Source organism: Sutcliffiella cohnii (assembly GCF_002250055.1).
In the GTDB taxonomy this organism is placed as follows: domain Bacteria; phylum Bacillota; class Bacilli; order Bacillales; family Bacillaceae_I; genus Sutcliffiella; species Sutcliffiella cohnii.
On sequence record NZ_CP018866.1, the window covers coordinates 1618867 to 1640206 of the forward strand.

The 21340-nt window shown below is 33.2% G+C and carries 32 protein-coding genes, 1 pseudogene and 1 other annotated feature; of the genes and pseudogenes, 27 read left to right on the top strand and 6 right to left on the bottom strand.

Annotated elements, in window-relative coordinates:
• Positions 1–259: 259 nt before the first annotated feature.
• Both BC6307_RS07760 and lepB read left to right on the top strand, forming a co-directional pair.
• On the top strand, positions 260–964 hold the full coding sequence (locus BC6307_RS07760; RefSeq protein ID WP_066411629.1) for a class I SAM-dependent methyltransferase: 705 nt from the start codon (positions 260–262) through the stop codon (positions 962–964).
• Positions 931–1578: a signal peptidase I gene (gene lepB / locus BC6307_RS07765; protein WP_066411627.1), complete on the top strand. Its 648-nt coding sequence runs from the start codon at positions 931–933 to the stop codon at positions 1576–1578. The genes BC6307_RS07760 and lepB overlap by 34 nt, the downstream gene beginning before the upstream one ends.
• A 208-nt stretch (positions 1579–1786) precedes the next feature.
• On the opposite strand, the gene BC6307_RS07770 is transcribed toward lepB, so the two are convergent.
• Positions 1787–1948, bottom strand: a complete 162-nt coding sequence (locus tag BC6307_RS07770) for a DUF3934 family protein (protein ID WP_084380139.1) — start codon at positions 1946–1948, stop codon at positions 1787–1789.
• Between the two features lie 260 nt (positions 1949–2208).
• Here BC6307_RS07770 and BC6307_RS07775 point away from each other — a divergent pair, with 260 nt between their 5' ends.
• The 6 genes from BC6307_RS07775 to BC6307_RS07795 all read left to right on the top strand — a co-directional run bounded on the left by BC6307_RS07775 (position 2209) and on the right by BC6307_RS07795 (position 6629).
• Entirely contained in the window at positions 2209–2673 is a 465-nt protein-coding gene (locus BC6307_RS07775) for a hypothetical protein (RefSeq protein WP_066411618.1), read from the top strand.
• A gap of 191 nt (positions 2674–2864) precedes the next feature.
• A complete protein-coding gene (locus tag BC6307_RS07780; protein WP_328227331.1) occupies positions 2865–3437 on the top strand; it encodes a histidine phosphatase family protein in 573 nt (190 codons plus the stop codon).
• Between the two features lie 113 nt (positions 3438–3550).
• Positions 3551–5026, top strand: coding sequence for an amidase family protein (locus BC6307_RS07785; RefSeq protein WP_066411612.1), 1476 nt, complete (start codon positions 3551–3553; stop codon positions 5024–5026).
• 73 nt (positions 5027–5099) lie between these two features.
• The gene (locus tag BC6307_RS07790; protein ID WP_066411610.1) at positions 5100–6053 is read left to right on the top strand and encodes a phosphotransferase enzyme family protein; all 954 of its coding nucleotides are present in this window, start codon (positions 5100–5102) and stop codon (positions 6051–6053) included.
• A 17-nt stretch (positions 6054–6070) separates the two neighbouring features.
• On the top strand, positions 6071–6241 hold the full coding sequence (locus tag BC6307_RS24745; protein ID WP_157076578.1) for a hypothetical protein: 171 nt from the start codon (positions 6071–6073) through the stop codon (positions 6239–6241).
• 55 nt (positions 6242–6296) lie between these two features.
• On the top strand, positions 6297–6629 hold the full coding sequence (locus tag BC6307_RS07795; protein WP_066411608.1) for a hypothetical protein: 333 nt from the start codon (positions 6297–6299) through the stop codon (positions 6627–6629).
• Positions 6630–6654: 25 nt separating this feature from the next.
• On the opposite strand, the gene BC6307_RS07800 is transcribed toward BC6307_RS07795, so the two are convergent.
• Positions 6655–6879, bottom strand: a complete 225-nt coding sequence (locus BC6307_RS07800; protein ID WP_066411605.1) for a hypothetical protein — start codon at positions 6877–6879, stop codon at positions 6655–6657.
• Between the two features lie 221 nt (positions 6880–7100).
• Between BC6307_RS07800 and BC6307_RS07805 the strand changes: the two genes are divergently transcribed.
• From BC6307_RS07805 to BC6307_RS07815, 3 genes are all read left to right on the top strand, one after another.
• Positions 7101–7553 carry a hypothetical protein gene (locus BC6307_RS07805; RefSeq protein ID WP_066411602.1) on the top strand — a complete coding sequence of 151 codons (453 nt, stop codon included), beginning with the start codon at positions 7101–7103 and terminating at the stop codon, positions 7551–7553.
• A gap of 70 nt (positions 7554–7623) precedes the next feature.
• Positions 7624–7971 carry a DUF952 domain-containing protein gene (locus tag BC6307_RS07810; RefSeq protein WP_066411600.1) on the top strand — a complete coding sequence of 116 codons (348 nt, stop codon included), beginning with the start codon at positions 7624–7626 and terminating at the stop codon, positions 7969–7971.
• 45 nt (positions 7972–8016) lie between these two features.
• Entirely contained in the window at positions 8017–8379 is a 363-nt protein-coding gene (locus tag BC6307_RS07815) for a VOC family protein (protein WP_066411597.1), read from the top strand.
• A gap of 85 nt (positions 8380–8464) precedes the next feature.
• Here the strand turns inward: BC6307_RS07815 and BC6307_RS24750 are convergent, their stop codons facing one another.
• Positions 8465–8620, bottom strand: a complete 156-nt coding sequence (locus BC6307_RS24750; protein WP_157076577.1) for a cyclin family protein — start codon at positions 8618–8620, stop codon at positions 8465–8467.
• A gap of 112 nt (positions 8621–8732) precedes the next feature.
• On the opposite strand from BC6307_RS24750, the gene BC6307_RS07820 reads away from it, so the two are divergent.
• The 3 genes from BC6307_RS07820 to BC6307_RS07835 all read left to right on the top strand — a co-directional run bounded on the left by BC6307_RS07820 (position 8733) and on the right by BC6307_RS07835 (position 10129).
• Positions 8733–8945 carry a DUF6366 family protein gene (locus BC6307_RS07820; RefSeq protein WP_066411594.1) on the top strand — a complete coding sequence of 71 codons (213 nt, stop codon included), beginning with the start codon at positions 8733–8735 and terminating at the stop codon, positions 8943–8945.
• Positions 8946–9394: 449 nt separating this feature from the next.
• Positions 9395–9730, top strand: a complete 336-nt coding sequence (locus BC6307_RS07830; RefSeq protein WP_066411583.1) for a DUF6054 family protein — start codon at positions 9395–9397, stop codon at positions 9728–9730.
• 66 nt (positions 9731–9796) lie between these two features.
• Positions 9797–10129: a hypothetical protein gene (locus BC6307_RS07835; RefSeq protein ID WP_066411580.1), complete on the top strand. Its 333-nt coding sequence runs from the start codon at positions 9797–9799 to the stop codon at positions 10127–10129.
• 123 nt (positions 10130–10252) lie between these two features.
• Here BC6307_RS07835 and BC6307_RS07840 read toward each other — a convergent pair whose 3' ends face one another.
• Positions 10253–10768, bottom strand: a complete 516-nt coding sequence (locus BC6307_RS07840) for a CBO0543 family protein (protein ID WP_066411577.1) — start codon at positions 10766–10768, stop codon at positions 10253–10255.
• Between the two features lie 271 nt (positions 10769–11039).
• On the opposite strand from BC6307_RS07840, the gene BC6307_RS07845 reads away from it, so the two are divergent.
• From BC6307_RS07845 to BC6307_RS07855, 4 genes are all read left to right on the top strand, one after another.
• Positions 11040–11495 (top strand): GNAT family N-acetyltransferase, encoded by a 456-nt coding sequence (locus tag BC6307_RS07845; protein ID WP_066411685.1) that lies wholly within the window; start codon positions 11040–11042, stop codon positions 11493–11495.
• Positions 11496–11677: 182 nt separating this feature from the next.
• On the top strand, positions 11678–11809 hold the full coding sequence (locus BC6307_RS25520) for a hypothetical protein (RefSeq protein ID WP_268874251.1): 132 nt from the start codon (positions 11678–11680) through the stop codon (positions 11807–11809).
• A gap of 29 nt (positions 11810–11838) precedes the next feature.
• Positions 11839–12321, top strand: coding sequence for a hypothetical protein (locus BC6307_RS07850; RefSeq protein WP_066411574.1), 483 nt, complete (start codon positions 11839–11841; stop codon positions 12319–12321).
• An 86-nt stretch (positions 12322–12407) separates the two neighbouring features.
• Positions 12408–13028, top strand: coding sequence for an alpha/beta hydrolase (locus tag BC6307_RS07855; RefSeq protein WP_235858043.1), 621 nt, complete (start codon positions 12408–12410; stop codon positions 13026–13028).
• A gap of 183 nt (positions 13029–13211) precedes the next feature.
• Here the strand turns inward: BC6307_RS07855 and BC6307_RS07860 are convergent, their stop codons facing one another.
• The gene (locus tag BC6307_RS07860) at positions 13212–13892 is read right to left on the bottom strand and encodes a hypothetical protein (protein WP_066411565.1); all 681 of its coding nucleotides are present in this window, start codon (positions 13890–13892) and stop codon (positions 13212–13214) included.
• 53 nt (positions 13893–13945) lie between these two features.
• Positions 13946–14062 (bottom strand): annotated as a pseudogene (locus tag BC6307_RS24755) (IS1595 family transposase); the annotation flags it as partial.
• A gap of 93 nt (positions 14063–14155) precedes the next feature.
• Positions 14156–14370: a binding site (T-box leader), on the top strand.
• 53 nt (positions 14371–14423) lie between these two features.
• Between BC6307_RS24755 and BC6307_RS07865 the strand changes: the two are divergent.
• The 9 genes from BC6307_RS07865 (at position 14424) to abc-f (ending at position 21333) form a co-directional block, all read left to right on the top strand.
• Positions 14424–14870, top strand: a complete 447-nt coding sequence (locus tag BC6307_RS07865) for an HIT family protein (RefSeq protein WP_066411563.1) — start codon at positions 14424–14426, stop codon at positions 14868–14870.
• A gap of 5 nt (positions 14871–14875) precedes the next feature.
• The gene (locus BC6307_RS07870) at positions 14876–15688 is read left to right on the top strand and encodes a protein phosphatase 2C domain-containing protein (RefSeq protein WP_066411560.1); all 813 of its coding nucleotides are present in this window, start codon (positions 14876–14878) and stop codon (positions 15686–15688) included.
• 146 nt (positions 15689–15834) lie between these two features.
• Complete coding sequence (locus tag BC6307_RS07875; protein ID WP_066411559.1) at positions 15835–16512, top strand: HAD family hydrolase; 678 nt, start codon at positions 15835–15837, stop codon at positions 16510–16512.
• Between the two features lie 29 nt (positions 16513–16541).
• The gene (locus BC6307_RS07880; protein WP_066411556.1) at positions 16542–16982 is read left to right on the top strand and encodes a GNAT family N-acetyltransferase; all 441 of its coding nucleotides are present in this window, start codon (positions 16542–16544) and stop codon (positions 16980–16982) included.
• A gap of 14 nt (positions 16983–16996) precedes the next feature.
• A complete protein-coding gene (locus tag BC6307_RS07885; RefSeq protein WP_066411554.1) occupies positions 16997–17848 on the top strand; it encodes an alpha/beta fold hydrolase in 852 nt (283 codons plus the stop codon).
• Positions 17849–18271, top strand: a complete 423-nt coding sequence (locus BC6307_RS07890) for a DUF4181 domain-containing protein (RefSeq protein ID WP_066411551.1) — start codon at positions 17849–17851, stop codon at positions 18269–18271. It abuts the gene before it with no gap.
• Positions 18272–18306: 35 nt separating this feature from the next.
• Entirely contained in the window at positions 18307–19080 is a 774-nt protein-coding gene (locus BC6307_RS07895) for a nucleotidyltransferase domain-containing protein (RefSeq protein ID WP_066411549.1), read from the top strand.
• Between the two features lie 87 nt (positions 19081–19167).
• Positions 19168–19281 carry an RAxF-45 family protein gene (locus BC6307_RS25525; protein ID WP_280522906.1) on the top strand — a complete coding sequence of 38 codons (114 nt, stop codon included), beginning with the start codon at positions 19168–19170 and terminating at the stop codon, positions 19279–19281.
• Positions 19282–19467: 186 nt separating this feature from the next.
• The gene (gene abc-f, locus BC6307_RS07900; RefSeq protein ID WP_066411546.1) at positions 19468–21333 is read left to right on the top strand and encodes a ribosomal protection-like ABC-F family protein; all 1866 of its coding nucleotides are present in this window, start codon (positions 19468–19470) and stop codon (positions 21331–21333) included.
• The last annotated feature ends 7 nt before the right edge of the window (positions 21334–21340 follow it).

The window sequence follows — 21340 nt, forward strand, 5'->3', positions numbered from 1 at the left end:
AATCCAAAGGAGCGATAATGATATTACCCTAATAATGATTACAGAAGGAGATACAGGAATTTCCCTAAAATAAATGTACTAGTATTAAAAAGAGTTTATCCAGTATATAGGGATGAAAATAAACAGTTATAATGCTATTTCTACAGGTGTTTTCTCTTCTTTACATATTACGTTTTAACCCTATCTTAACGTTGTTGTAACAAGGATTCACCCTAATTTTAGTAAACTATTAGTAGCGTTATTTTAGGAGGGGAACCACGTGGAGAAAAGGATTTTAAATTATGAAGATTTACTAGATATGTTGGATCATTTATTAAGAGAGCCTAAACAATTTTGGGATGGTTTTTATGAGGATAGGACAAAGGATATCCCTTTTTTTAAGGTGAAAGGACCGGATGAGAATTTAGTAGAATATTTTCTTAATGGGCTAGTACCTAAAAAGGTATTAGAAATAGGTTGTGGACCTGGGAGAAACGCGATTTATTTGGCTAGACATGGATGTAATGTTGACGCAATCGATATTTCAGATAAAGCAATTGAATGGGCAAAAGAGAGAGCGGATGAAGAAGCTGTAAAGATTGACTTCCGTGGTGTTTCTTTGTTTGAATTTGAATTTGAACCTCATTCCTATGATTTTATTTACGATTCGGGTATGTTCCATCATCTCGCACCTCATCGCCGGTTATCATATGTAGACATTGTGAAGAAAGCACTTAAAAAGGACGGACATTTTGGAATTGTTTGCTTCAATACAGAAGGTGCACTTGATACGCCAGATTGGGAGGTTTATCGAGAAGGAAGCTTAAAAGGCGGCATCGGTTATACGGAAGAAAGACTAAAAGAAATATTTGAGGAAGATTTTATTATTAAAGATTTTAGAAGAATGAAAAGAATCGCTCAACCAGATAACATATTTGGAGAGGATTTTCTTTGGGTAAGCTTAATGCAGTTAAAAAACAGTTAATAATTGTCAGAAAATTGACAAATCTAATAAAAAAACTATTACTAATTTTATCTATTATCCTTTTAACAGCTTGCTCTTCCGCACTAACAAACAAAACAATAACTGATTCGTATACAAAAGAAAAGTTAGAAAAAGTAGAAATGAAAGATGGAATGATTACTATATATTATCGAAGTGACAACATGGAAAGAGGAGACAATCCATATAACTATCTACTTAGGGATATTGTTATTGATCCATCTTTTTATGATAACGAAGAAATCCAACGTGGGGATGTTGTTTATCATGAACAGCCAAAAGAATATTATGAGCTCGTACAATACGAAGCTTTAGAGGAACCACTTAACCGAGTTATTGCTCTTCCAGGTGAATCTGTAGAAATAAAGGATGGCCAATTTTACATCGATGGCAAAAAATTAGACACTTTCTACGGAAACGGAACGAATAATATTCGTAGCAATGATTACGAGAGCGAATTTCAGTTGGAGAAAATAACTGTTCCTGATGGTCATATATTTGTTTCGGGTGACTTGTGGTGGAGAGGGATTGATAGTAAGCAATATGGTCCAATACCAATTGAATTTGTAAAAGGGAAAGTGTTGGGTTATCCCTAAAATACAAAAACTGTCATTATTAGTGAGGGTTAAGATCGTCTATAAAAATGAAGTGTCACAAGTTGAACATGTTGACATTGTAAAATGAACATTAGTGGTAAGATACTCCAAAATATGCATTTAATAATGCATATTTTGGCCCCATTTAATTTTATTCTTGTTAAAGGGTTTCTATTATCATAACCTGGCTCGGTACTGAAAAGTGATTTTAACTATTGCTCTTGGAGTCATTTTCAACATCGGCTTTTTTATTACCTTTACTTACATAAGGTTTTGCACTCTTTTTTCTGTTTGCACTAGCTTGCCAACGATTCCATCCCTTCTTGCCTGTTCCTCTCCCTGTTCCGCCTTTTCCTTTAGCTTTACTCATCAAATCACCTCATTATAATTCTATATCGAGTTACCTTATCTATTTAGTTTTAGTATTATACTCCGTAATTAATCAATCACATTAGTCACCTATATTACTGTGTACCGCTCCTAAATTAGTGCTACTAGCTTTTGAAAGGCTGCTATTCATGTTAAAGGAAAATCACCCTTTTTCATAGCTATTTTTCTCATGAATTAGAATAGTAACAGAAAAATATATAATAATAACAAGAAATAGCACCATTTTTTGGAGGATCTTTGATGAAACCAGAAACGGTTTTTGTGTTTATAGCGAGCTTTATTTTTGCCTTAGTAGCATATTTCATTCCGAAAAAAATGAAACCTTATGAAATTTATGTAACTACGTTGTTTGCTATTGTATTTGGTCTTCTTGTTGATATGGTATTAGCTGTTAAATACCAGTTTTACGTACTGGATCAGCCTGGAGTGCAAATACCTGCTTTAATTGGTCAAGTTATTTTATATGGAGCTACTAGCATAATTTTACTAAACGTATACCCTTTTAATAAGTCGGTAAAGTCACAATTAGTTTTTATTTTATGTTTTACTTTTATTACTTTGGTTTTTGAGTTCTTATCTTTTACATTTGGGTTTATTAAATATAATGAATGGAAGATGTGGTATTCGGCTTTGTGTTACCCATTTCTAATTTATTTTCTCGTAGTGCATTTTAAATTTGTAAAATGGTTGATAAAAATTAATTAATAGTGGACTTATTTAAGAGAGCAAAGCACAAATGTGAACCCAGCTCCTCTGACAACAAAGGAAGATCGCTCAAAAAAACGCGGTCTTTTTTGTTTTTTTGACAAATATTTAATAAAGGTTTCCCATAAAAGAGGGATTTATCAGTTTATAATAGAAAATAGTTATTTGGTAAAGTTTAACTCAAGGAGCTAATGATGGAAATTTCTTTAATTAGACACGGAAAATCAGAACTAATTGAAAATGATAGTATCAGTTGTTTGGAATTTCAGCAGTGGGTGGAAAAGTATGATAATTGTGGCGTAACGGAAGAAATGACGCTTCCACCTGAAACGAAGGAAAAAGTGGAAAATGCAAAATTGATTGTTACTAGTGATTTAATAAGGAGTATTCAATCAGCTAGATTATTAAATCCAGAAGTGAATATGATTTCTAACCCTTTATATAGAGAAACCGAGTTACCTATACTTTCAAAAGATTTAATACAAATAAAATTAAGACCGAATATTTGGGCAGTCGTTATGAGAATGTTATGGGTGATAGGGTATAGTAACGAGTGCGAATCGTTAAGCAAAGCAAAACATAGAGCAAAAAAAGCATCACAACAATTAATAGACTTTGCAAACGAATATAAATCGATTGTTTTAGTCGGACATGGTTTTTTTAATCTATTAATAGCAAAAGAATTACAGAAAAGCGGTTGGAAAGGGAACAGAAAAACGAGTGGTAAACATTGGGATTGTACTACATATTATTTTGAAAAATAGTAGTGCTTAAGGCGAATTAACGAAGTAGGAACGGCGCTGAAGTAAGTATATAGATACAATGACAAATAGTGCGTGATTAAGTGCCTACTTAATAGAATGGGAGAAAGATTGTGATGACGATAAAGTTTAAGGAATTTTTTAAGGAAGAATTAACAATTTATGAAATACAACTTGCGATGGAAAATGGGGAAATAACTTCAAGAGAATTAATCATGTTTTACCTTGATAGAATTGCTAAGTATGACCAAGATGGACCAAAAATAAATTGTATGTTGGAAATAAATCCTGATGCAATCTTTATTGCGGAAGCGTTAGATAATGAAAGGAAAACGAAAGGTGCTAGAGGGCCATTGCACGGAATTCCTGTTGTCCTTAAAGATAATATAGAAACAAATGATTCTATGCATACGAGTGCAGGGACTATTGCTTTAGAGAACCATTTAGCTAGTAACGACGCATTTATTGTAAAAAAGCTACGTGATGCAGGTGCGGTTATATTAGGAAAGACTAATATGACGGAATTAGCTAACGGGATGGCAAGTGAGATGTGGGCTGGATACAGCTCTAGGGGAGGACAAACATTAAATCCTTATGGTGATGAGAATCTTTTTGTAGGTGGGTCCAGTTCTGGTTCAGCTGTGGCAGTTGCCGCAAATTTTTCCGTTTTATCTGTTGGAACTGAAACGGATGCCTCGATAGTAAGTCCTGCTATTCAAAACTCTGTAGTCGGTATAAAGCCAACTGTTGGTTTAATTAGTCGAAGTGGGATTATTCCTTTTACTTATTCTCAGGACACAGCAGGGCCGATAGCAAGAACTGTTACAGATGCAGCCATACTATTAAATGCTTTAACGGGTATAGATAAGGACGATGCTGCTTCCTATAGAAGTGCAAATAACATAGAACAAGATTACACAAGCTTTTTAGACTGGAAAGGATTAGACGGTGCTAAAGTCGGAATATTTAATAATGCTCCTAAAGAATATTATGAATCCGGTGAGTATGATGAGCACTTATTTAAAAAGGCCATTCAAGTATTAAAGGAACAAGGAGCTACTATTATCGAAAACATCGAGATTCCTTCTTTCCATAGAGAATGGAAATGGGGCGTATCTTTGTATGAATTGAGGCATAGTTTAGATAATTATCTTGCGAAGTTACCTTCACACATGCCGGTCCATTCTATATCTGAATTAATTCAGTTCAATAATAATATAAAAGAAAGAGCGTTGAAATATGGGCAAGATAAGTTAGAACATAGAGAAAAATTCCCTAATACACTTAGAAACCCTGAATATTTACATGCAAAATTAGAAGACTTATATTTTTCTCAAGAACTCGGGATTGATTATGCACTTCAAAAATATGAACTTGATGCAATTGTTTTTCCTTCGTATATAGGTTCAACGATTAGTGCTAAAGCTGGATACCCTTCCATAGCTATTCCGGCTGGGTATATGGAAAGCGGAAGGCCATTTGGTATTACCTTTGTAGGCACGGCTTTTAGTGAAGCGGTTTTAATAAAACTTGGTTTTGCCTTTGAGCAAGCTACTAAATGTCGAAGAAGTCCGGTATTCAATATTTATTAACTTTCTTAATTTCATCAAAATGCGTTGTTAGTTGAAAAGAGATTTTACTGCAAAACCTGAGAGAAGAGGAGTAATGATCATGGAACAAAAGATTCTTGAATTACTAAATAAGATTTATCCAATTAATGTATTTAAAGTCGAATCCGTAACTAACGAGATGTTTCGTTGTATTGGCGAAGAAGGGATTTACTTTGCTAGAGTTACAAACTATAAAACCTTAGATGAACAGTTAGAGGAAGTTCAGTATACGAACTTTTTATTTAAAGAGGGGTTAAGTGTTTCGCCAACGATACCTTCTATAAACGGTAACATTGTAGAAAAGATAATACTTAACAACAAAAATATTTTAATGGTTCTTTATAAAGCAGCTCCTGGTATACATCTACCAAGGCAACAATGGAATGCCAGTATATTAAAAGAGTTAGGTCGACAAATAGGTGTATTACATCGATTGTCCAAGAAGTTCGAGGAACAGTATCCAGTCAGTCGTATTAACGATTGGTATGATAACGAAGAATATGCCTTTCTAAAATATATTCCTGAAGAAGAATCTACTATTAGGGAGATTGCTAGTGACGTTTTATCAACAATAAAGAATATCCCAAAAACGAAATCGAATTATGGGTTGTTGCACGGGGATTTATGGTTAGAAAATGTACTGGTGGATCAAGAGTCAAAAATAACAATGGTTGATTTTCAAGATTGCGAGAAACATTTTTATATATTTGATTTAGCAGTTCCAATTTATAGTGCTTTGGAGTACTCATTTGTAGGTGGAGGGAATATTGTTGAGTATGGAAGAAGTATTACAAAAGCGATTATAGAAGGATATGAAGAAGAAAATAAACTTTCCCCGGAAATGTTAGAAAAACTTCCTCTGTTTATAAAACTAAAAGAAGTATTTGAATATAGCTTAATGCACATGTACTGGGATAAAGAAAAACTAACGGAAGAACAGATTAGAATAATGAACCATTTTAGAATGAGGATTGAATTAAAACATACCATTCTTAATATACAATCTTGAAAAAACGGAGGTGCAAAATGGCATCTATAAAAGTAATGTTGCTTGGTATTGCGATTATGATTTTCGCGCTTTACATCCAAGTTGGTTCAGGAACTATATTTTATAATAGTGGATCTTTCTTTTTGGGGATAGGTTTCTTCATTACTGTCATAGGCTTGTTTATAAAAAATAATACACATAAGGAATAGAGAATAAGAACGGCTGGTAAAGGACATGGGTTCAACACAAGTTAGGGGTGATGGAGTGTCAATATTTGAAAGCGTAATTTTACAAATAGCTTTTCCGGTTATAGTTGCGGTAGTTAGCTTTCTTATCTTTTCCAAAATATTTAGAGGAAAAGATAAAACGGACAATGGTTTTGAGTTAAATTATTTTAAACTAAGTTATAGAAGAAAATTGATACGAAACCTTATTAGTACTCCAATTATTATCGTTGCACTTATTGTTATATACTTCTTATCAAACTGGAGTTTACCTGTTTATATTATTTTTGTTGTGTGTTTATTATTAGGCTTTTGTATTGAAGCATTATACAACTATGCGGAGTGGAAGCGAGATGAAGAAAGTGGGATGTAAGTAGGACACCCTTTTGTCAGACTACCTATCTTGGCTTCGTGAAAATTTTCCCGTTGTTTAACTCACACCAATCTTCTAATTCGGTATACGTTTCCTTGTCGCCGTACTTGTTATAAAAATCTTCCTTTTTTTCGAATACTTCCATTTCGCCATCTTCAATTAGGGATATCATTTGATAAGTGTTAAGCTGAAAAAACCTAGAGACAGCAATTAATTCTCCTATATGAACAGTATCAGCAATATTTTTCATATGTCATCTTCCTTATAGTTAATCTATATTAAATCGAACCATAAGGATATTATTTTCAGTTATAAGAAAAATATGTTTGTTACTTAAGATTAAAAATATAGATACAGTTTTTGGCATAACTGCTGCTCTTTCGGTTAGGTCTAAAAGATGATTTATGTGCTAAAGGACCATTAAAAGAATTTTTATAGATAAAACAATATATAAAATAGGAGAAAGCAAAAATGGGGACTGGCTTGTTAAAGCTTAAGATACTTTTAATATTAGTTATAGTTTTAATTTTAATCGGAGGCTGTGTTCATGCTCCTAGCGGTTCAAATACTCCAGAGGAGGCATTAAGAGAAATCCACAAAAATGACGATTATGCTCCTCAAGTAATTGATATTTTGGAAATAGTTGAAGTGAATTCCAGTAGGGTATTAGCAATTTATGAAGTCTTGACAGAAGAAGGAGAAGAGGACATCCTCATAGGCGATTTAGAGTTAAATGAACGAAACAACTGGATACTTACAAATGCTATAAATATAGGGTTACCGTCTCATAAAGATATACTTGACATAACTTCATCAACCATAAATTTTCAAGCTGGTTATAGAAAAAAGTCGGATGAAAATGAAGACTTAATAATAGTGGATATAGGAGATATAGACTTAGAAATTTGGATCCAAATTAAATAGCTTAAGATTGTTTAGCTTGTAAGGTTGTAATAGATTTAGCTTTAATAATCTCAATAAAGGGGTAACGACATTGATTTTACATATTATTGATAAACAAGAATGGTCGAAAGCAGTAACCAAGGGTATTTATATTCCATCTAGCTTAGAAAGTGACGGTTTTATCCATTGCTCTACCAGCGAGCAAACAGTTGATGTAGCTAATTATTTGTTTAAAGGTCGAAGTGGTTTGGTACTGTTATGTATCGACTCAGATAAAGTTGGAGCTAAAATTATCTATGAGGATCTATATGAAACGGGGAAGTTATTTCCGCATATATACGGGCCTTTAAATATAGATGCTGTAACTAAAGTTATTCATTTTACACCTAACAGTGATGGTACATTTGATTTGCCAAAGGAATTAGTTAGCGGACTCTAAAGGAGTATTTTTAACAGCCATAAATATCTTAAGGAGATGAATAGAATGAATAATCAAGTTTCCGAACAATTTGTAGAGCGGATAGATGCAGTGTTTCTTCCTGTAAAGAATCTGAAGGAATCATTATCTTGGTATCAAGAGATTTTTGGTTTCAAACTGCTATGGCAGAATGAGAGAATGTGTGGTCTGTCGATTGCACCTAACTGTGGGTTTCACCTTGTTCAAATTCCGGATTTCCAACCTATAAATTCATACACTCCATTTAATTATGTTGTTAAAGACTTAGAAAAAGTTAGAAACGAGTTAATAAAGAAGAATGTTGTTGTTTCAGAATTAAGAGTTGGGGAACCTAAACGCTTTGACTTGACTGACGTAAATGGCAATATGATAAGTGTGATTCAATTATAAGTTGTCATTAATACAAGAAACATCCTTGTTCTTTTAGGGAGCAAGGATGTTAGAGTAACTCTGAAAGACCTAAGTGTTCACTCCATTAGCTTGGGTCGTTTTCGTCTAAAGATAAAGTAGTTACCTGAGTATACTCACCATTTTCAATTTCAGTTGCAGTAGCATCCCTTTTTAACTCATCTTCAGTATCCATTCCTTCTGCAATTGTTGGTGTATTATCTATTTCCCGATTTTTCTTCAATTTTACCACTCCTTTCCTATTTATATTTCCCATCAATGATATAATCAACCGGCTATTTTGTTGTTATTTGCTCCTACGTCTTGTAATTAACAATTATTAGGGGGGTGTTCGTGTGAATGATAAAAAAGAATCTGCTGAACAAAAGAGAGAAAGAGTAAGACAAGAAGAATTAAAGAAAAATCCAACAGGTAATATGAATGATTCTTTTAATAAGGCTAGCGGTGGTGGTCTTGTAGACTTAGTAGGGAGTTTAGGTTGGAAGGGCACAGGTTTATTAATTGTTATCATCATAATCGGCGTCATAATTGCTCAATTTTTTAAATAACGGCGAGTTTTTGATGACGAAGCAGAAGTGTTATATAAGCGTATTTTGTTAAATGAAACCTTTCCAAGTGCATACTCGTAGAATAAAGAGTAATTATCATTTTTACAAAATAGCGGGGAGGATTTAACAAAAAATGTATAAAAAATATAAAAAGGTTTTACTTTGGTTTTTTGGGATCACGACCATAAATAGTCTTGCTAACTTCCTATATACCCCTTATATGTCAATGCGTCATACAGGAGAGCTTCATTTTGAATGGTCTTCTATGTTAGCGTTTATAGTACTTTTAATCAATTTTTTACTTATTCAACGGGGGTATTATAATAGTTTCTTCAAGTTAAGGAAGCGATAAATTCATTTTATATGGTACCCGTTCATTTACAATTCTGTGAATTAATATGACATCAACTTTGCTAACTTTGTTCAATTTTATTGGGGGTGTTTCTATCATGGCAAAATACGAAAAAACAATTACTGGCCAATTTGAGGAAGTCGTTAATCAGTTGCAAAAAGATATCAATAACAGTGGAATAACAATGAATTTAGTGGATGAGAGTAACTACACTATTAGCGAGACTAAAATAGCAGTACGAGTGTATGATAAATATTTTATGAGAAATGGCAACAGAGCGAGCTTGAGTCTTACAGTTGTTGGTTCTAACGATAATATCTTCATTTCAGCAATTGGGGCTGGTGGGGGAAGTGGTATTATTTTTAACTTTAGTCTTGGTGCCGAGTCTGAAATGGTGGAAATCGTACAAAGAAGTATAGAACATATGGAATAATACTTTTTTTAATGATATCAAACACACTTATTAAATATATTCCTGTTGAAAAAGGAGAAGAAAATCATGAATAAGAAACGGAAGCGTTACTTAGTCGCTACTATAATTTTAATTATTATTATGTCATTATCAAAACCTTCTCCTGAGACTTTTAATAAATGGTTGGAAAGTAAATATGATAGAGAGTGTATTGGTGATGAATGTGTACATGGAAATTCAAAGGAAATAGTAGTTCATCGGGATATAGACAATTATATTTTAATAAATAAAATGGGTGTAATATTAGAAGATGAAGAAGAACGTAGAACTTTAATTGTCGGAATAGGAATATTAGGAACATTTATTCCTTTTGCATATAATCCAGTATATAGTCCGTTTATTGATCTATACAAGTATTAGAGTTTAATTCGAAGTACGTCCAAATTATGTATGTATAAGTAGAGGTCAATCATAAATCTGGTGGATATAACAATGAAAAAAGACCAATCAATGGCCTTTTATACATAGAAGTGAATAGATTATTTAACTTGCAGCCTCGTTACCTTCTAATGGAGAGATTCTTTTGAATTTTTTATCTAAAAAACGGATACCTTCTATGCAACCTTTAACAAGTATAAATGTAAACGATAGAACAATAAATGTAAAAAATCCATTCCAACCTTTTTTATATTTGACTAAATCGGTATTTCGTTCCAACCAATTTTCTAAAAGTGTCATTGGTACACTAAAAAGAAAAACACTTAAGAGTGATTTTAAAGGCTTCATTTTATAAGTAAATTGATTATACATAACACATGATAAAGGAAATAAAATATATAAAAACACTATATTTGAGTCAAATAATTTTGGTAAATAGCGATGAGGGTATTGTAAATGATTTGTCTTTATAACCGGTCCATCAAATATAGTAGAAACAAACGTTTTAATAAAGAAAATGAGGAACCAGTCCTTCAAATCACCTTTTTTTCTCGATAATGTAAATATGCTTCCAGCTATGCCGGCTATCGTCAATAAATTCAATATTGTTCTGTCCTTCATGTATACACCTCCAATAATTAAGGTATCCTTTTTTAGAAAAATTATCGTGATAAATCAAACTTTTTAACAATTATGTAATAGAAAATTGGATTAAAAAAAATAAATCAAAAATAAAGTGCGTGATAAATCAAGAAGGATTATTGCCTTTTTTGTTGAAGTAATTGAATTATATAACTTAACCGCTAATCAAGTGTAGGTTTATGGTTGTTCAAGTATAGATGCAGTAAGTGAAAAATTTGAAGGATTTTTAGATGGAGGACTTAAATTGGATATGTGGAATAAGAAGGAATTTTCGATTTCTACAAATAAAGAGTTTCTAGATTTAACATTAATACATAATTTTTTGAGTGAAGAAGCATATTGGTCAAAGGGTATACCTAAGCAAATAGTAAAAAAAGCAATAGAAGGATCACCGTTATGTTTTGGAATTTATAAAGGTATACCTGGTAAAGAAGGTTATGAACAAGTTGGTTTTGCAAGGGTAATTACTGATTTAGCAACGTTCGCTTATCTTTGTGACGTTTTCGTAATACCAGATTACCGGAAATTAGGATTATCAAAATGGTTAATGGAAATTATCACAAATCATTCCGATTTACAGGTTATTCGTAGATTTATGTTAGCTACAAATGATGCTCATGCTTTATATAGTCAATATGGGTTTGAACAGAATGTTAGTCCCGAACTATTTATGCAAAAGGTCTTTAAACCCCCATATAAACAGTAATATTTAGCTAGGAAATTTAGGATGAGCTCAGGGAACAAAAGCATAACACTGGTGTTTTCTTGAGGAAGGATGGAACGAGCCCTTTGCTTATTAGTATCATTTAGTTAACTCTCTTTATAGAAGGAAACCTTAACTACGCTAAAAAAGTATTAGAAGTAAAGGAGATTACAAGGGGGGAACCGATGGGTTATTTTGATAGGGTTAAAGAAATTCAGAGGCTACAATGGGAGTTATTTATAGATTATTGGTATTTATATATTGGTGTCGGGTTATTAGGTTTGTGCTTACTAATAGTTTGGATTTTAAAGAAATAAGAAATAGCTGAATTTTTGGAGTGGTTAGATTGGATCATGATAATAGAATCATAGCTTTAAAGACGTTAAATTATTTATGCAAAGGTTCAGTAATTGAAGGGTTACTATTCCATGGGTTAAGAATTCTCCTGTCTGAAAATGAATATAACGAACAGAGAATAGAAGGGCAAATATCGATAAATATTGAAAGCGAATTTGAAATATTTCAATCATTGCCTGAAAAGGACCCAAAGTCCGATGAATTACATAAACTTGATTGGGTTGAATCAGCAAAAAAATTGTGTGAACTTCGACTAAAGAAGATTGTAGATATAAAGTTAGGTGAGCAAAGGCCTCATCTTTATTTCATTTTTGATTCTGGAGAAGTTCTTTTTATTAATGGTCATCATCAAGAATTCGAAAGCTGGCAAGTAGAAGTTCACAATAATACAAATTTAGAAGATGTCTTTCAAGTAGTAGCTTGTCCAGGTGACAACTTGGTTACGTGGGTTCCAGAAGATGTACTAGAGTGAAAAATAGAATCATATGAATTGATTTAGATGGCATGTTAAATCAAATTATGAACAGGACAAAATTATTAAAATAATGGAGTGAGGTAATGTTGACTAATAAAGAGGCTGTAGGTTCTAAAAGTATTCCTTTTAGACTGATTGAACAAAAAGAAGAAGTAAATAATTTAGTGATAGTCTTACCAGGAGCTGCTTACACAACGCAGGCGCCATTGTTACACTTTACAACAGGGGTATTCTACAATAAAGGTTTCGATGTGTTACACATTAACTATACGTTTAGTAGGGAAGAAATGTCTGTTCTAAGTGATGAGGATTTCGCAAAAAATGTCCAACTCGTAATTGATAAAGCAATCGAGGGTAGGAATTATAACAATTTTTATGTAGTCGGCAAATCGATTGGAACTATCGCTTTAAGTTATCTACTTAAGAATACAAGGTTGAAAGATGCAAAAGCAGTATGGTTAACACCGTTGCTACAAAGAAATGATGTATTTAACGCAATGGCTAACAGTGAAAATAAGGGGCTTTGCATTATTGGAGATAGGGATAGTTGTTTCGTTGAAGATCGTTTTGAAAAGCTAAAAAACAATCGTAACCTATTATTAAAAGTAGTTGAAGGTGGAAATCATGGTTTAGAGCTTGATGGAGAACCAATAAAGTCTATTGAATTATTAAAGGATGTAATTCAAACAATAAATGAGTTTTAAAATCAAAGGGAATACTGTATACTCGAAAAATTATTGGGAAAAAGGGTTTAAAGTTGACTTATCATCCCTTATTAAAGGAGACTTGCTTGACTAGTCATTTAAAAGAATAAAGGCTCTGTTAAATTTTAATGTTGCTAAATAAACAAAATTCATGGGAACTAATAAAAATGGTTTCCGAAGATTTTATTTACAAGGCTGAAATTCTATCCACTTTGCTTGATACATTTTGTCTCGATATTCATACACAATTACAATACTTCCAACAAAACTTGCTGGAGATATTTGTCCAGCAACACTTACAATTAGTTGATTGTCTCTTACGTCGTAATCGATAATGCTTCCAAAACTTATATCATTAAATAAGTTTTCGGATTTGATTTCCAAAGAGGTTATATCAACTGTACATTTTTTGTTACCGACAATGACCTCTACTTTTTCAGCAGTTAACTTAGTTTTTACGTTCTTTTGAATAATTGCTAAATGATTATCAACAATTACTTCGTTTATGTCTAAACGATTTTTCAATGTGTTAAAAACATAAACATCTTCCCATAAAACACCTGTACCATATCCTTTTGTTAAGATTATGATTAATTCTTTATTTTGATCTTTGTCAATGTCTTTGTAGATAATTTGTGGAGCATAGGTAGGGTTGGTTTCACTAATCCAAAATGGTCTTGAATATATTCCACCTTTGAAATTAATTTTGAAATCCCTATACAAGCCATTTATTTTCTTAGCATACAGGGTGATATTCTCTTTGTCATTCGTACTAACAACTTCGTATCCTTCAAACTCTGCTCCTGCAATGATAGGATTAATCATAAGAACAATTGCTAACAGTAAACCAAAAAAAGTCTTCATAGAAAACACCTCATTTTAGTGTTCCCTAACATAACAACTTATTATTGTCATAATCAATAATTAAAAATCTTGAACTTCGACTGACGAAAACTATCATAGGTATCAACTATTTCAAATACAAAAGATGACAGAAAAAATTCTTTAATATTGTGCTTTGTGCTTTCGTTACTGATAAAGAACAGTGTTGGTTTGTAGAGCCAAGAATAAAGTTAATTATTGACAAATGCATTAGGAATATATAGAATATTTTAAAAATATATAATTTAAACGCTATGATTAGGAGTAGTAAGGAGACGTTATTGTTTAGAGAGCTGTCGGCAGGTGCAAGACAGTCAATTACCTCCCGAACTCGCCTAGGAGTGGATAGATTGATATGTAAATCTATACGGTTAACTCCCGTAAATGAGTCCCGAGAAGTTTTGTGTTAGAAACAAAACAAGAAGAGTGGTACCACGATACTAATCCTATCGTCTCTTTATGAGACGGTAGGATTTTTTATTTTTATGAAAAATAGTAGGGAGGAATTTTATCATGAGTGAAGGTTGTTTTATTTGCAATAAACATGCTAGGAATATTGAACTCGCGGGGGTAACGATTTACGAAGACGAATTTGTTTATGTTGGACACATGGATCGAAACGGTAAACCAAACTATTTAGGTCATATTATGATCGATTTAAAGAGGCACGCACCTACACTTGCTGAAATGACGATGGAAGAGGCAGTCGCATTTGGAATGATAATGGCCAAAGTTAGCAAAGCTTTAAAGGAATCAGAAAACGCTGAACATATTTATTCGTTTGTTGCTGGAGATGCAGTTCCTCACCTTCATATGCATTTAGTAGCCCGTTATCCTAATACACCAAAAGAATATTGGGGACCGTGGGACGTTTACGATTGGGAAGGTGGTCCAATGGGTGATAACAATGAGGTTATTAGCTTATGTAATCGAATAAAAGTCTACATGGAGAACGACTAACGATTATGGAAAACCATATCCAGGAATATAGTTGGGTTGGCAGTCAAGAAAACTTTGTTGATCAAATAAATACAATGAGTATTAACCAACTCTCAATAGGACGTTTCGGTGGGAATTCAAGTGCAGGTCAGTATAAAAATGAAGATGGTTGTTTAGTATGGGCAGACGAAGGGAACTGGGAGTTTGTCGTTATTTTAGACGCGCATAACTCAGCGGAAAGTGCAGAGCTAGTGATAAGTCAATTCTCAAGAAATAAAAAAGAAATACAACATCTTCTATCTCTATCAACTGAACAATCTTTTAAGGGATTAGAAGAAAAAATATTAAACTTCTTTCAAGAAGAAAAATTCCTTTCCGAATGTCGGAAAGTGAAAGGTGAAACAGCTTGTTTAATTGTCCTAAGAAAGGATAAGTATATCTGGTGGTTCTCGGTAGGTGATTGCATTTCCTATATATTTCATCCAGAGCTAGCCAAACTTGATCAATATCAAATAAACCAAAGGCAATTTTTTGAGTGGGTTGGGCAAGTGAATACATTTGAGCAAGAAGTTCCTTGTTATAGCAGCGGAATAAGGGAACTTAGGAAAGGACTAAATCGTATATTATTAACAACGGATGGATTGGTGGAATGCCCTAATGAACCATTCACTAATCCTAAAGAAATTTACAATGTAATGAAAAAACATACGATTACTGATGGAATAACGGAATTGCTGGAAACTATCAAAAGTAATGATGTAAGAGATAGTACAACAATCATTTCTTGGGAAGTGAATATAACGAAAGACGTGACAATACCAAGTGATTACAATGCTTAAGTATAGAACAGGAATACTCCAATATGGAATATCTTTATTTTTTTAAAATGATGGTTCAAACGATGTGTTCAGTTGGTAAAAAATTCATTTTATTCGAAATTCTTATGATAAAATTAAGATGTCATTTTATTTAGAGGGGGGAGAGTATGGGTAAATACAAAGTTATTTTATTTGATTTAGACGGAACACTTTCAGACCCAAAAGAAGGAATAACCAAATCAGTACAATATGCATTACAGCAAATGGGTTTTGAAGAGCCTGAACTGGACGACCTAGAATCTTTTATTGGTCCTCCATTACAAGTTACATTTGGTGAATATGGTTTTGATGAGGAAAATTGTAAAAAAGCTATCAATCTCTATAGGGAAAGGTTTAAGGCAAAGGGGATGTTTGAAAATAAGTTATATTCAAATATTCCTTCCCTTTTAAAATCGTTAAAAGAACTACAATTCAAATTAGTTGTAGCAACTTCAAAGCCTACGGTATATTCCATTCAAATATTAAAGCATTTTAATATTGACCATTATTTTGAACTCGTTGTAGGAAGTAACCTAGATGGAACAAGAACATCCAAAACGGAAATTATTCAATACATATTAGATAGATACAATAAATATAAATTAGATGATTTTATTATGATAGGTGACAGAAAGCACGATATTATAGGTGCGAATAATACTGGAATTGAGTCGATTGGCGTAACATTTGGATACGGTTCATTTGAGGAACTGAGTAATGTTAATCCTACTTATATTGTAAATAGTGTTATGGAATTAAAGAATGTGTTAATAGGCAGTCATAGAAAAAGTGAAGAACTTATATAAAATATTTCTTAATATAGGAGAAAGATAAAATGAAGATTAGTAATTTAAAAGTTAGCGAATATGAAGAAATGAAAAAGTTATTTTTAGATGTATTCTCAAATGAACCTTGGTATGACAAATGGGAAAATGAACAATTAGATTTGTATTTAAAAGACCTTATCGATAATAATAATTCACTATCATTAGTATTTCACGATGAAAATAATAAACTAATTGGCGCCTCATTAGGTTATGTTTTTAACTGGTGGCAGGGGAAGGAATATTTTATTAAAGAATTTTTCATTTCAAGAGAAGTACAAAATCAAGGAGTAGGCAGTAGTTTTCTGGCACAAATAAATGAAGTACTGACCGCAAAAGAAATAAAGCATATATGGCTAGCAACAGAAAGAACAGTCCCAGCATTTCATTTCTATCAGAAAAACGGTTTTTCTGAAATGGAAGATTCAGCCTTTCTATTGAAAAAAGTGTAGAGGGAGGGATATGTATTTGGGAACAAATGATGATTAAAACAACTAGAGGACTATTTGAAGTGTTTGTTTCAGGTAGTGGAGAACCTTTATGTGTAACGCACTTATATAGTGAGTTTAATGAGCGAGGTAATTATTTTGCTGATATGTTTGTTCCCTCTTTTCGTGTTTACTTAGTTAATTTAAAAGAGGCGGGGAACTCAAGTAAAGTTCAAGAGGAAAAAGATTTGAGTATGCTGGAGTCTGTAAAAGATTTAGAGGCTATACGAAAGGCTTTTGGTCTCGACCAATGGAGTTTTGCCGGTCATTCAACTGGTGGCATGTTAGGATTGGTATATGGGACTTACTATCAAGAATCATTGAAACGATTATTAGTGGGAGGGGCAACGGCAACAAAAGAATATATGAACCATAAGGGCAGTATTTATAGTTCCCTAAACCCTAGTAATAAACGGTTAAAAGAGTTGCTTAATATCATAAAAACTAGTGATTCGTTAGAAGAGAGAAGAAAAGCAGGAAGAGAGTGGACAGAAATGTCGCTCTTTGACAAAAGTAAATTTGATGAATATTTTTCAAAACCAAGCAGTGGTAAAGTGGTTCCGAAGCGTCTAGCCTACTTTTCTTATCAGGAATTACCAAGCTTTGATATCCGGGCTGACTTACCTGAGATAAAAATCCCAACATTCGTTTATTGTGGGTTGCACGATTCCCAATGCCCATTCGACTTTTCGAGGGAAATCCATAGCCTTATTCCACATTCAAAATTGTATGTATTTGAAAAAAGTAATCACAATCCATTTTTAGAAGAGGAAGAAACATTTCATAGGATGGTGACTGAATTCACTAGTTTTCAACAAGGTGGGAATTAAATGTTTTGGCTGAAGTTCGTGTTGTTTGCGCTTATAGTATTTATCCTTATCTCAGTAATAAAACATTTTTTACGAAAAGTACTTAAAATAGAGAAGGTAAAAAGGGGATTCTTTTCAAACCAGTACATAAATGACAGGCATAGAAGGATAGACTGGGGAATAAGAGCGGTTACCGTGCTTACATTTATTATTTTTATTCTAATATCTATATATGAGGACATTTCCTATATCATGCAAGACATTTCTATAAACAGTATATTCATGGTTATATCGATTTACCTTTTAATGGCAGATTATTTAGTAAGGGCATACTTTGAGTGGAGACATACACCAAATCCAAAGCAATCTATTTTAACATTAAGCGAAATGCTGTTATTAGTAATCGCAATTATTTTCTTTTTTCAAACTATGCTGTCAGTCTAACCAAACACTAGTTTAGAAATAGTGAGGAGAAAACTATGTTAATCGAAGAAGCCATACAATCAATAACAAATAGCTTTAAACAAGACAAAAGAGTTCAGTCCATTTTTCTAAAAGGATCCATCGGACGGGGCGAACAAGATGAGCATTCTGATATCGATATGTATTGCCTTGTGAATGAAGAAGATGTAGATGAGTTTAACGAAAGTCGGCTTCAACATTTGGAGTCCTACAATCCATTGCTTTTTCATGATGAAATCTTTATTATCGCTCCACAAATTATCGCTTTGTATGAAAATCTTGTACATGTTGATCTGTTTACGGTTACGGAACAGACTTTGATAGAAAAGGATTATATAAAAGTTCTTTATGATCCAAAAAATAAACTCCAAAAATATAAGCAAAATCAAAATCTAGTATTGTCAGAGAGTGAATTTCAAGATGCAGTGGATGATGTAGCGTGGTTCCTGTTCCAGTATAAAAAATCGTCTGAACGAGGAAATGATCTATGGTCTGTTCATATGCTGCACTATGTGATGACAAATCTATCAAGAGTATTGCTACACAGGTACAATTCCAATAGGGCGCAATTAGGATTAAAGACAATGGAATCCTCGTTACCGCGGGAAATGCTCCAATTAACTCAACAAATATATGAAAATATTACTCCAAATAAACATAGGCAGGCAGTTATTTTAATATGTGAACTCTTACTAAAGGAATCTAGTTGGGTTTTCTCTAATGTGGATAATCCAAGTAAGATTAAGCCACTATGGGATCGCGTAGTTTCTAGCTTTCTTGAAGGTAAATAAAGAGAAATTATTTATCGAGATTGACTTGCAAAAACGACAAATTAATTGTACGATTAAACTAATTATTCTGAACGGAGGTGGGAAAGGATGTTGAATGCTGTTTTAATGCACGGATTTACGAGAGAATTCTTATATTTTGTCCGTGCAAAATTTGCGTTTTTAGTTGTTGACGGGATACGTATGCCCATTTTTAGCAACTAAATAGCAAGTTTAAAACAGTGAAAACATCTCTTATCCTACAATAAAAGTGGCTTTAAAGAGGGCGTTTCCTACGCTCTTTTTTTGTGGCTTCATTTGTATAAAGCTATGGAGAGGTATGTTCTCTATGGCTTTTTTTGTGTTTTAAAAAGAATATTTGCCTGTCAAAGGAATTTAGGAGGAAAGACAATGATTACGTGTAGCGTTAATTCTGTAACAAAAATGTATGGTGGAAACACTATTTTTGAAAATATATCGTTTGAAATGAAAGAAAAGGAAAGAGTAGGGTTAGTTGGTCGAAATGGCTGCGGGAAAACAACGCTTTTACGACTACTAGCAAATAAAGAAGCGGTAGATGGCGGACAAATACATTGGAAAAAAGGGTTAGAAATTGGCTATCTTGCGCAAATTCCAGCTTTTGAACAAAACCTTACAACGAAAGAAGTGCTACAAACGGCATTTGCTGATTTAATCACATTAGAAGCAAAAATGAAAAGCTTAGAAGTAGAAATGAGTCGAGAAAGAAATGAGGATACACTTCAACAGTTGATGAACGTCTATGGAAACCTTCAAGAACAGTACAGCTTCCGTGGTGGGTATGAAATAGATGCCACTATTGAAAAAATCGTAAACGGCTTAAACATTTCTTCCTTATTAGGAAAGTCTTTTGCGACGCTGAGTGGGGGAGAAAAGACGAAGGTTGGTTTAGCGATTTCTCTTTTGCACGAACCAGACTTATTGTTATTAGATGAACCGACGAACCATTTAGATTTAACTGCAGTTGAATGGCTCGGACATTTTTTAAGAGATTATAGTGGAACAGTAGTTGTTGTATCACACGATCGGTATTTTTTAGATGAAGTCGTAAACAAAATAATAGATTTAGAGGATGGAGAAGTTACGTGTTACCATACGAATTTTTCTGGATTTGTAAAAGAAAAAGAAGAACGACTTTTAAATGAGTTTCAAGCATATGAAGAACAGCAAAAAAAGATAAAGAAAATGAAGGAAGCGATCAAGCGGTTAAGAGAATGGGCGAACCGTGCGAACCCACCAAATGAAGGACTTCATAAAAGGGCTCGGAATATGGAAAGAGCGCTAGAACGGATGGAAAAGGTAAAACGCCCTATTTTGAATCGGAAAAAAATGGACTTTGAGATGGAAGCTAATGATCGAACTGGAAAAGACGTCATTACCCTCCGCAATGTAGAAAAAAGGTTTGGCGATAAACTATTGTTTCAACATGTAAATTTGCATGTTATGTACAAAGATCGTGTAGCGATTATCGGGGAAAATGGCACTGGTAAATCAACGTTAATAAAGTTGATTTTGCGGCAAATAGAAGCAGATAGTGGAGAAGTTCGAGTAGGTAGTAATGTGAAAATCGGATACTTATCCCAACATATTTTTCCTAACATGAAAGAAGAAACGATTATAGATGTATTCCGAGATGAAGTGCGAGTAACAGAAGGAGAAGCACGAAGTATACTAGCAAAGTTTTTATTTTATGGGCCTACTGTTTATCGCAAAGTTTCGCAGCTTAGTGGTGGAGAGAGAATGAGGCTTAGGCTCGCGCAACTTATGTATCAAGATGTGAATGTACTAATACTGGATGAGCCGACGAACCATTTGGATATTGACTCACGCGAAGTGTTAGAGGAAGCGTTGGAAGATTTTAATGGTACGATTTTAGCCGTCTCCCACGATCGATATTTTTTAAATAAACTGTTTGAAAAAATTTATTGGATTCAAAGCGGAAGTGTAGATTGTTTCGTAGGGGACTACGATTATGCGAAAAAGAAAATGGCAGAGAGAGTTCTTGAAAGTAAACAGGAAGTAGTAGAGAAAAAGGTAGTAGTTAAACATGTTGTAACTAATAGCGGTACTAAAAATGGTAAAGAAAACGTTGAACTTAAAATAGCAAAGTTAGAGGATAAAATTATCGAAATCGAAAGCCAATTAGCTGAACTGGACGATTTAGAGACACTGCAAAGCTTGTATGCAGAAAAAGAAAAGTTAGAGCAACAGTGGGAAGAGCTGAGCGAACAACTTTGAAAAGAGG

Bases quoted from the DNA above. Each gene is read 5' to 3' on its own strand.
- BC6307_RS07770 (WP_084380139.1), bottom strand. From the start codon at position 1,948: ATGAGTAAAGCTAAAGGAAAAGGCGGAACAGGGAGAGGAACAGGCAAG.
- BC6307_RS07775 (WP_066411618.1), top strand. From the start codon at position 2,209: ATGAAACCAGAAACGGTTTTTGTGTTTATAGCGAGCTTTATTTTTGCC.
- BC6307_RS07780 (WP_328227331.1), top strand. From the start codon at position 2,865: ATGATGGAAATTTCTTTAATTAGACACGGAAAATCAGAACTAATTGAA.
- BC6307_RS07785 (WP_066411612.1), top strand. From the start codon at position 3,551: ATGACGATAAAGTTTAAGGAATTTTTTAAGGAAGAATTAACAATTTAT.
- BC6307_RS07790 (WP_066411610.1), top strand. From the start codon at position 5,100: ATGATCATGGAACAAAAGATTCTTGAATTACTAAATAAGATTTATCCA.
- BC6307_RS24745 (WP_157076578.1), top strand. From the start codon at position 6,071: ATGGCATCTATAAAAGTAATGTTGCTTGGTATTGCGATTATGATTTTC.
- BC6307_RS07800 (WP_066411605.1), bottom strand. From the start codon at position 6,879: ATGAAAAATATTGCTGATACTGTTCATATAGGAGAATTAATTGCTGTC.
- BC6307_RS07805 (WP_066411602.1), top strand. From the start codon at position 7,101: ATGGGGACTGGCTTGTTAAAGCTTAAGATACTTTTAATATTAGTTATA.
- BC6307_RS07815 (WP_066411597.1), top strand. From the start codon at position 8,017: ATGAATAATCAAGTTTCCGAACAATTTGTAGAGCGGATAGATGCAGTG.
- BC6307_RS07830 (WP_066411583.1), top strand. From the start codon at position 9,395: ATGGCAAAATACGAAAAAACAATTACTGGCCAATTTGAGGAAGTCGTT.
- BC6307_RS07835 (WP_066411580.1), top strand. From the start codon at position 9,797: ATGAATAAGAAACGGAAGCGTTACTTAGTCGCTACTATAATTTTAATT.
- BC6307_RS07840 (WP_066411577.1), bottom strand. From the start codon at position 10,768: ATGAAGGACAGAACAATATTGAATTTATTGACGATAGCCGGCATAGCT.
- BC6307_RS07845 (WP_066411685.1), top strand. From the start codon at position 11,040: ATGTGGAATAAGAAGGAATTTTCGATTTCTACAAATAAAGAGTTTCTA.
- BC6307_RS25520 (WP_268874251.1), top strand. From the start codon at position 11,678: ATGGGTTATTTTGATAGGGTTAAAGAAATTCAGAGGCTACAATGGGAG.
- BC6307_RS07855 (WP_235858043.1), top strand. From the start codon at position 12,408: ATGTTGACTAATAAAGAGGCTGTAGGTTCTAAAAGTATTCCTTTTAGA.
- BC6307_RS07860 (WP_066411565.1), bottom strand. From the start codon at position 13,892: ATGAAGACTTTTTTTGGTTTACTGTTAGCAATTGTTCTTATGATTAAT.
- BC6307_RS07865 (WP_066411563.1), top strand. From the start codon at position 14,424: ATGAGTGAAGGTTGTTTTATTTGCAATAAACATGCTAGGAATATTGAA.
- BC6307_RS07870 (WP_066411560.1), top strand. From the start codon at position 14,876: ATGGAAAACCATATCCAGGAATATAGTTGGGTTGGCAGTCAAGAAAAC.
- BC6307_RS07875 (WP_066411559.1), top strand. From the start codon at position 15,835: ATGGGTAAATACAAAGTTATTTTATTTGATTTAGACGGAACACTTTCA.
- BC6307_RS07880 (WP_066411556.1), top strand. From the start codon at position 16,542: ATGAAGATTAGTAATTTAAAAGTTAGCGAATATGAAGAAATGAAAAAG.
- BC6307_RS07890 (WP_066411551.1), top strand. From the start codon at position 17,849: ATGTTTTGGCTGAAGTTCGTGTTGTTTGCGCTTATAGTATTTATCCTT.
- BC6307_RS07895 (WP_066411549.1), top strand. From the start codon at position 18,307: ATGTTAATCGAAGAAGCCATACAATCAATAACAAATAGCTTTAAACAA.
- BC6307_RS25525 (WP_280522906.1), top strand. From the start codon at position 19,168: ATGTTGAATGCTGTTTTAATGCACGGATTTACGAGAGAATTCTTATAT.
- abc-f (WP_066411546.1), top strand. From the start codon at position 19,468: ATGATTACGTGTAGCGTTAATTCTGTAACAAAAATGTATGGTGGAAAC.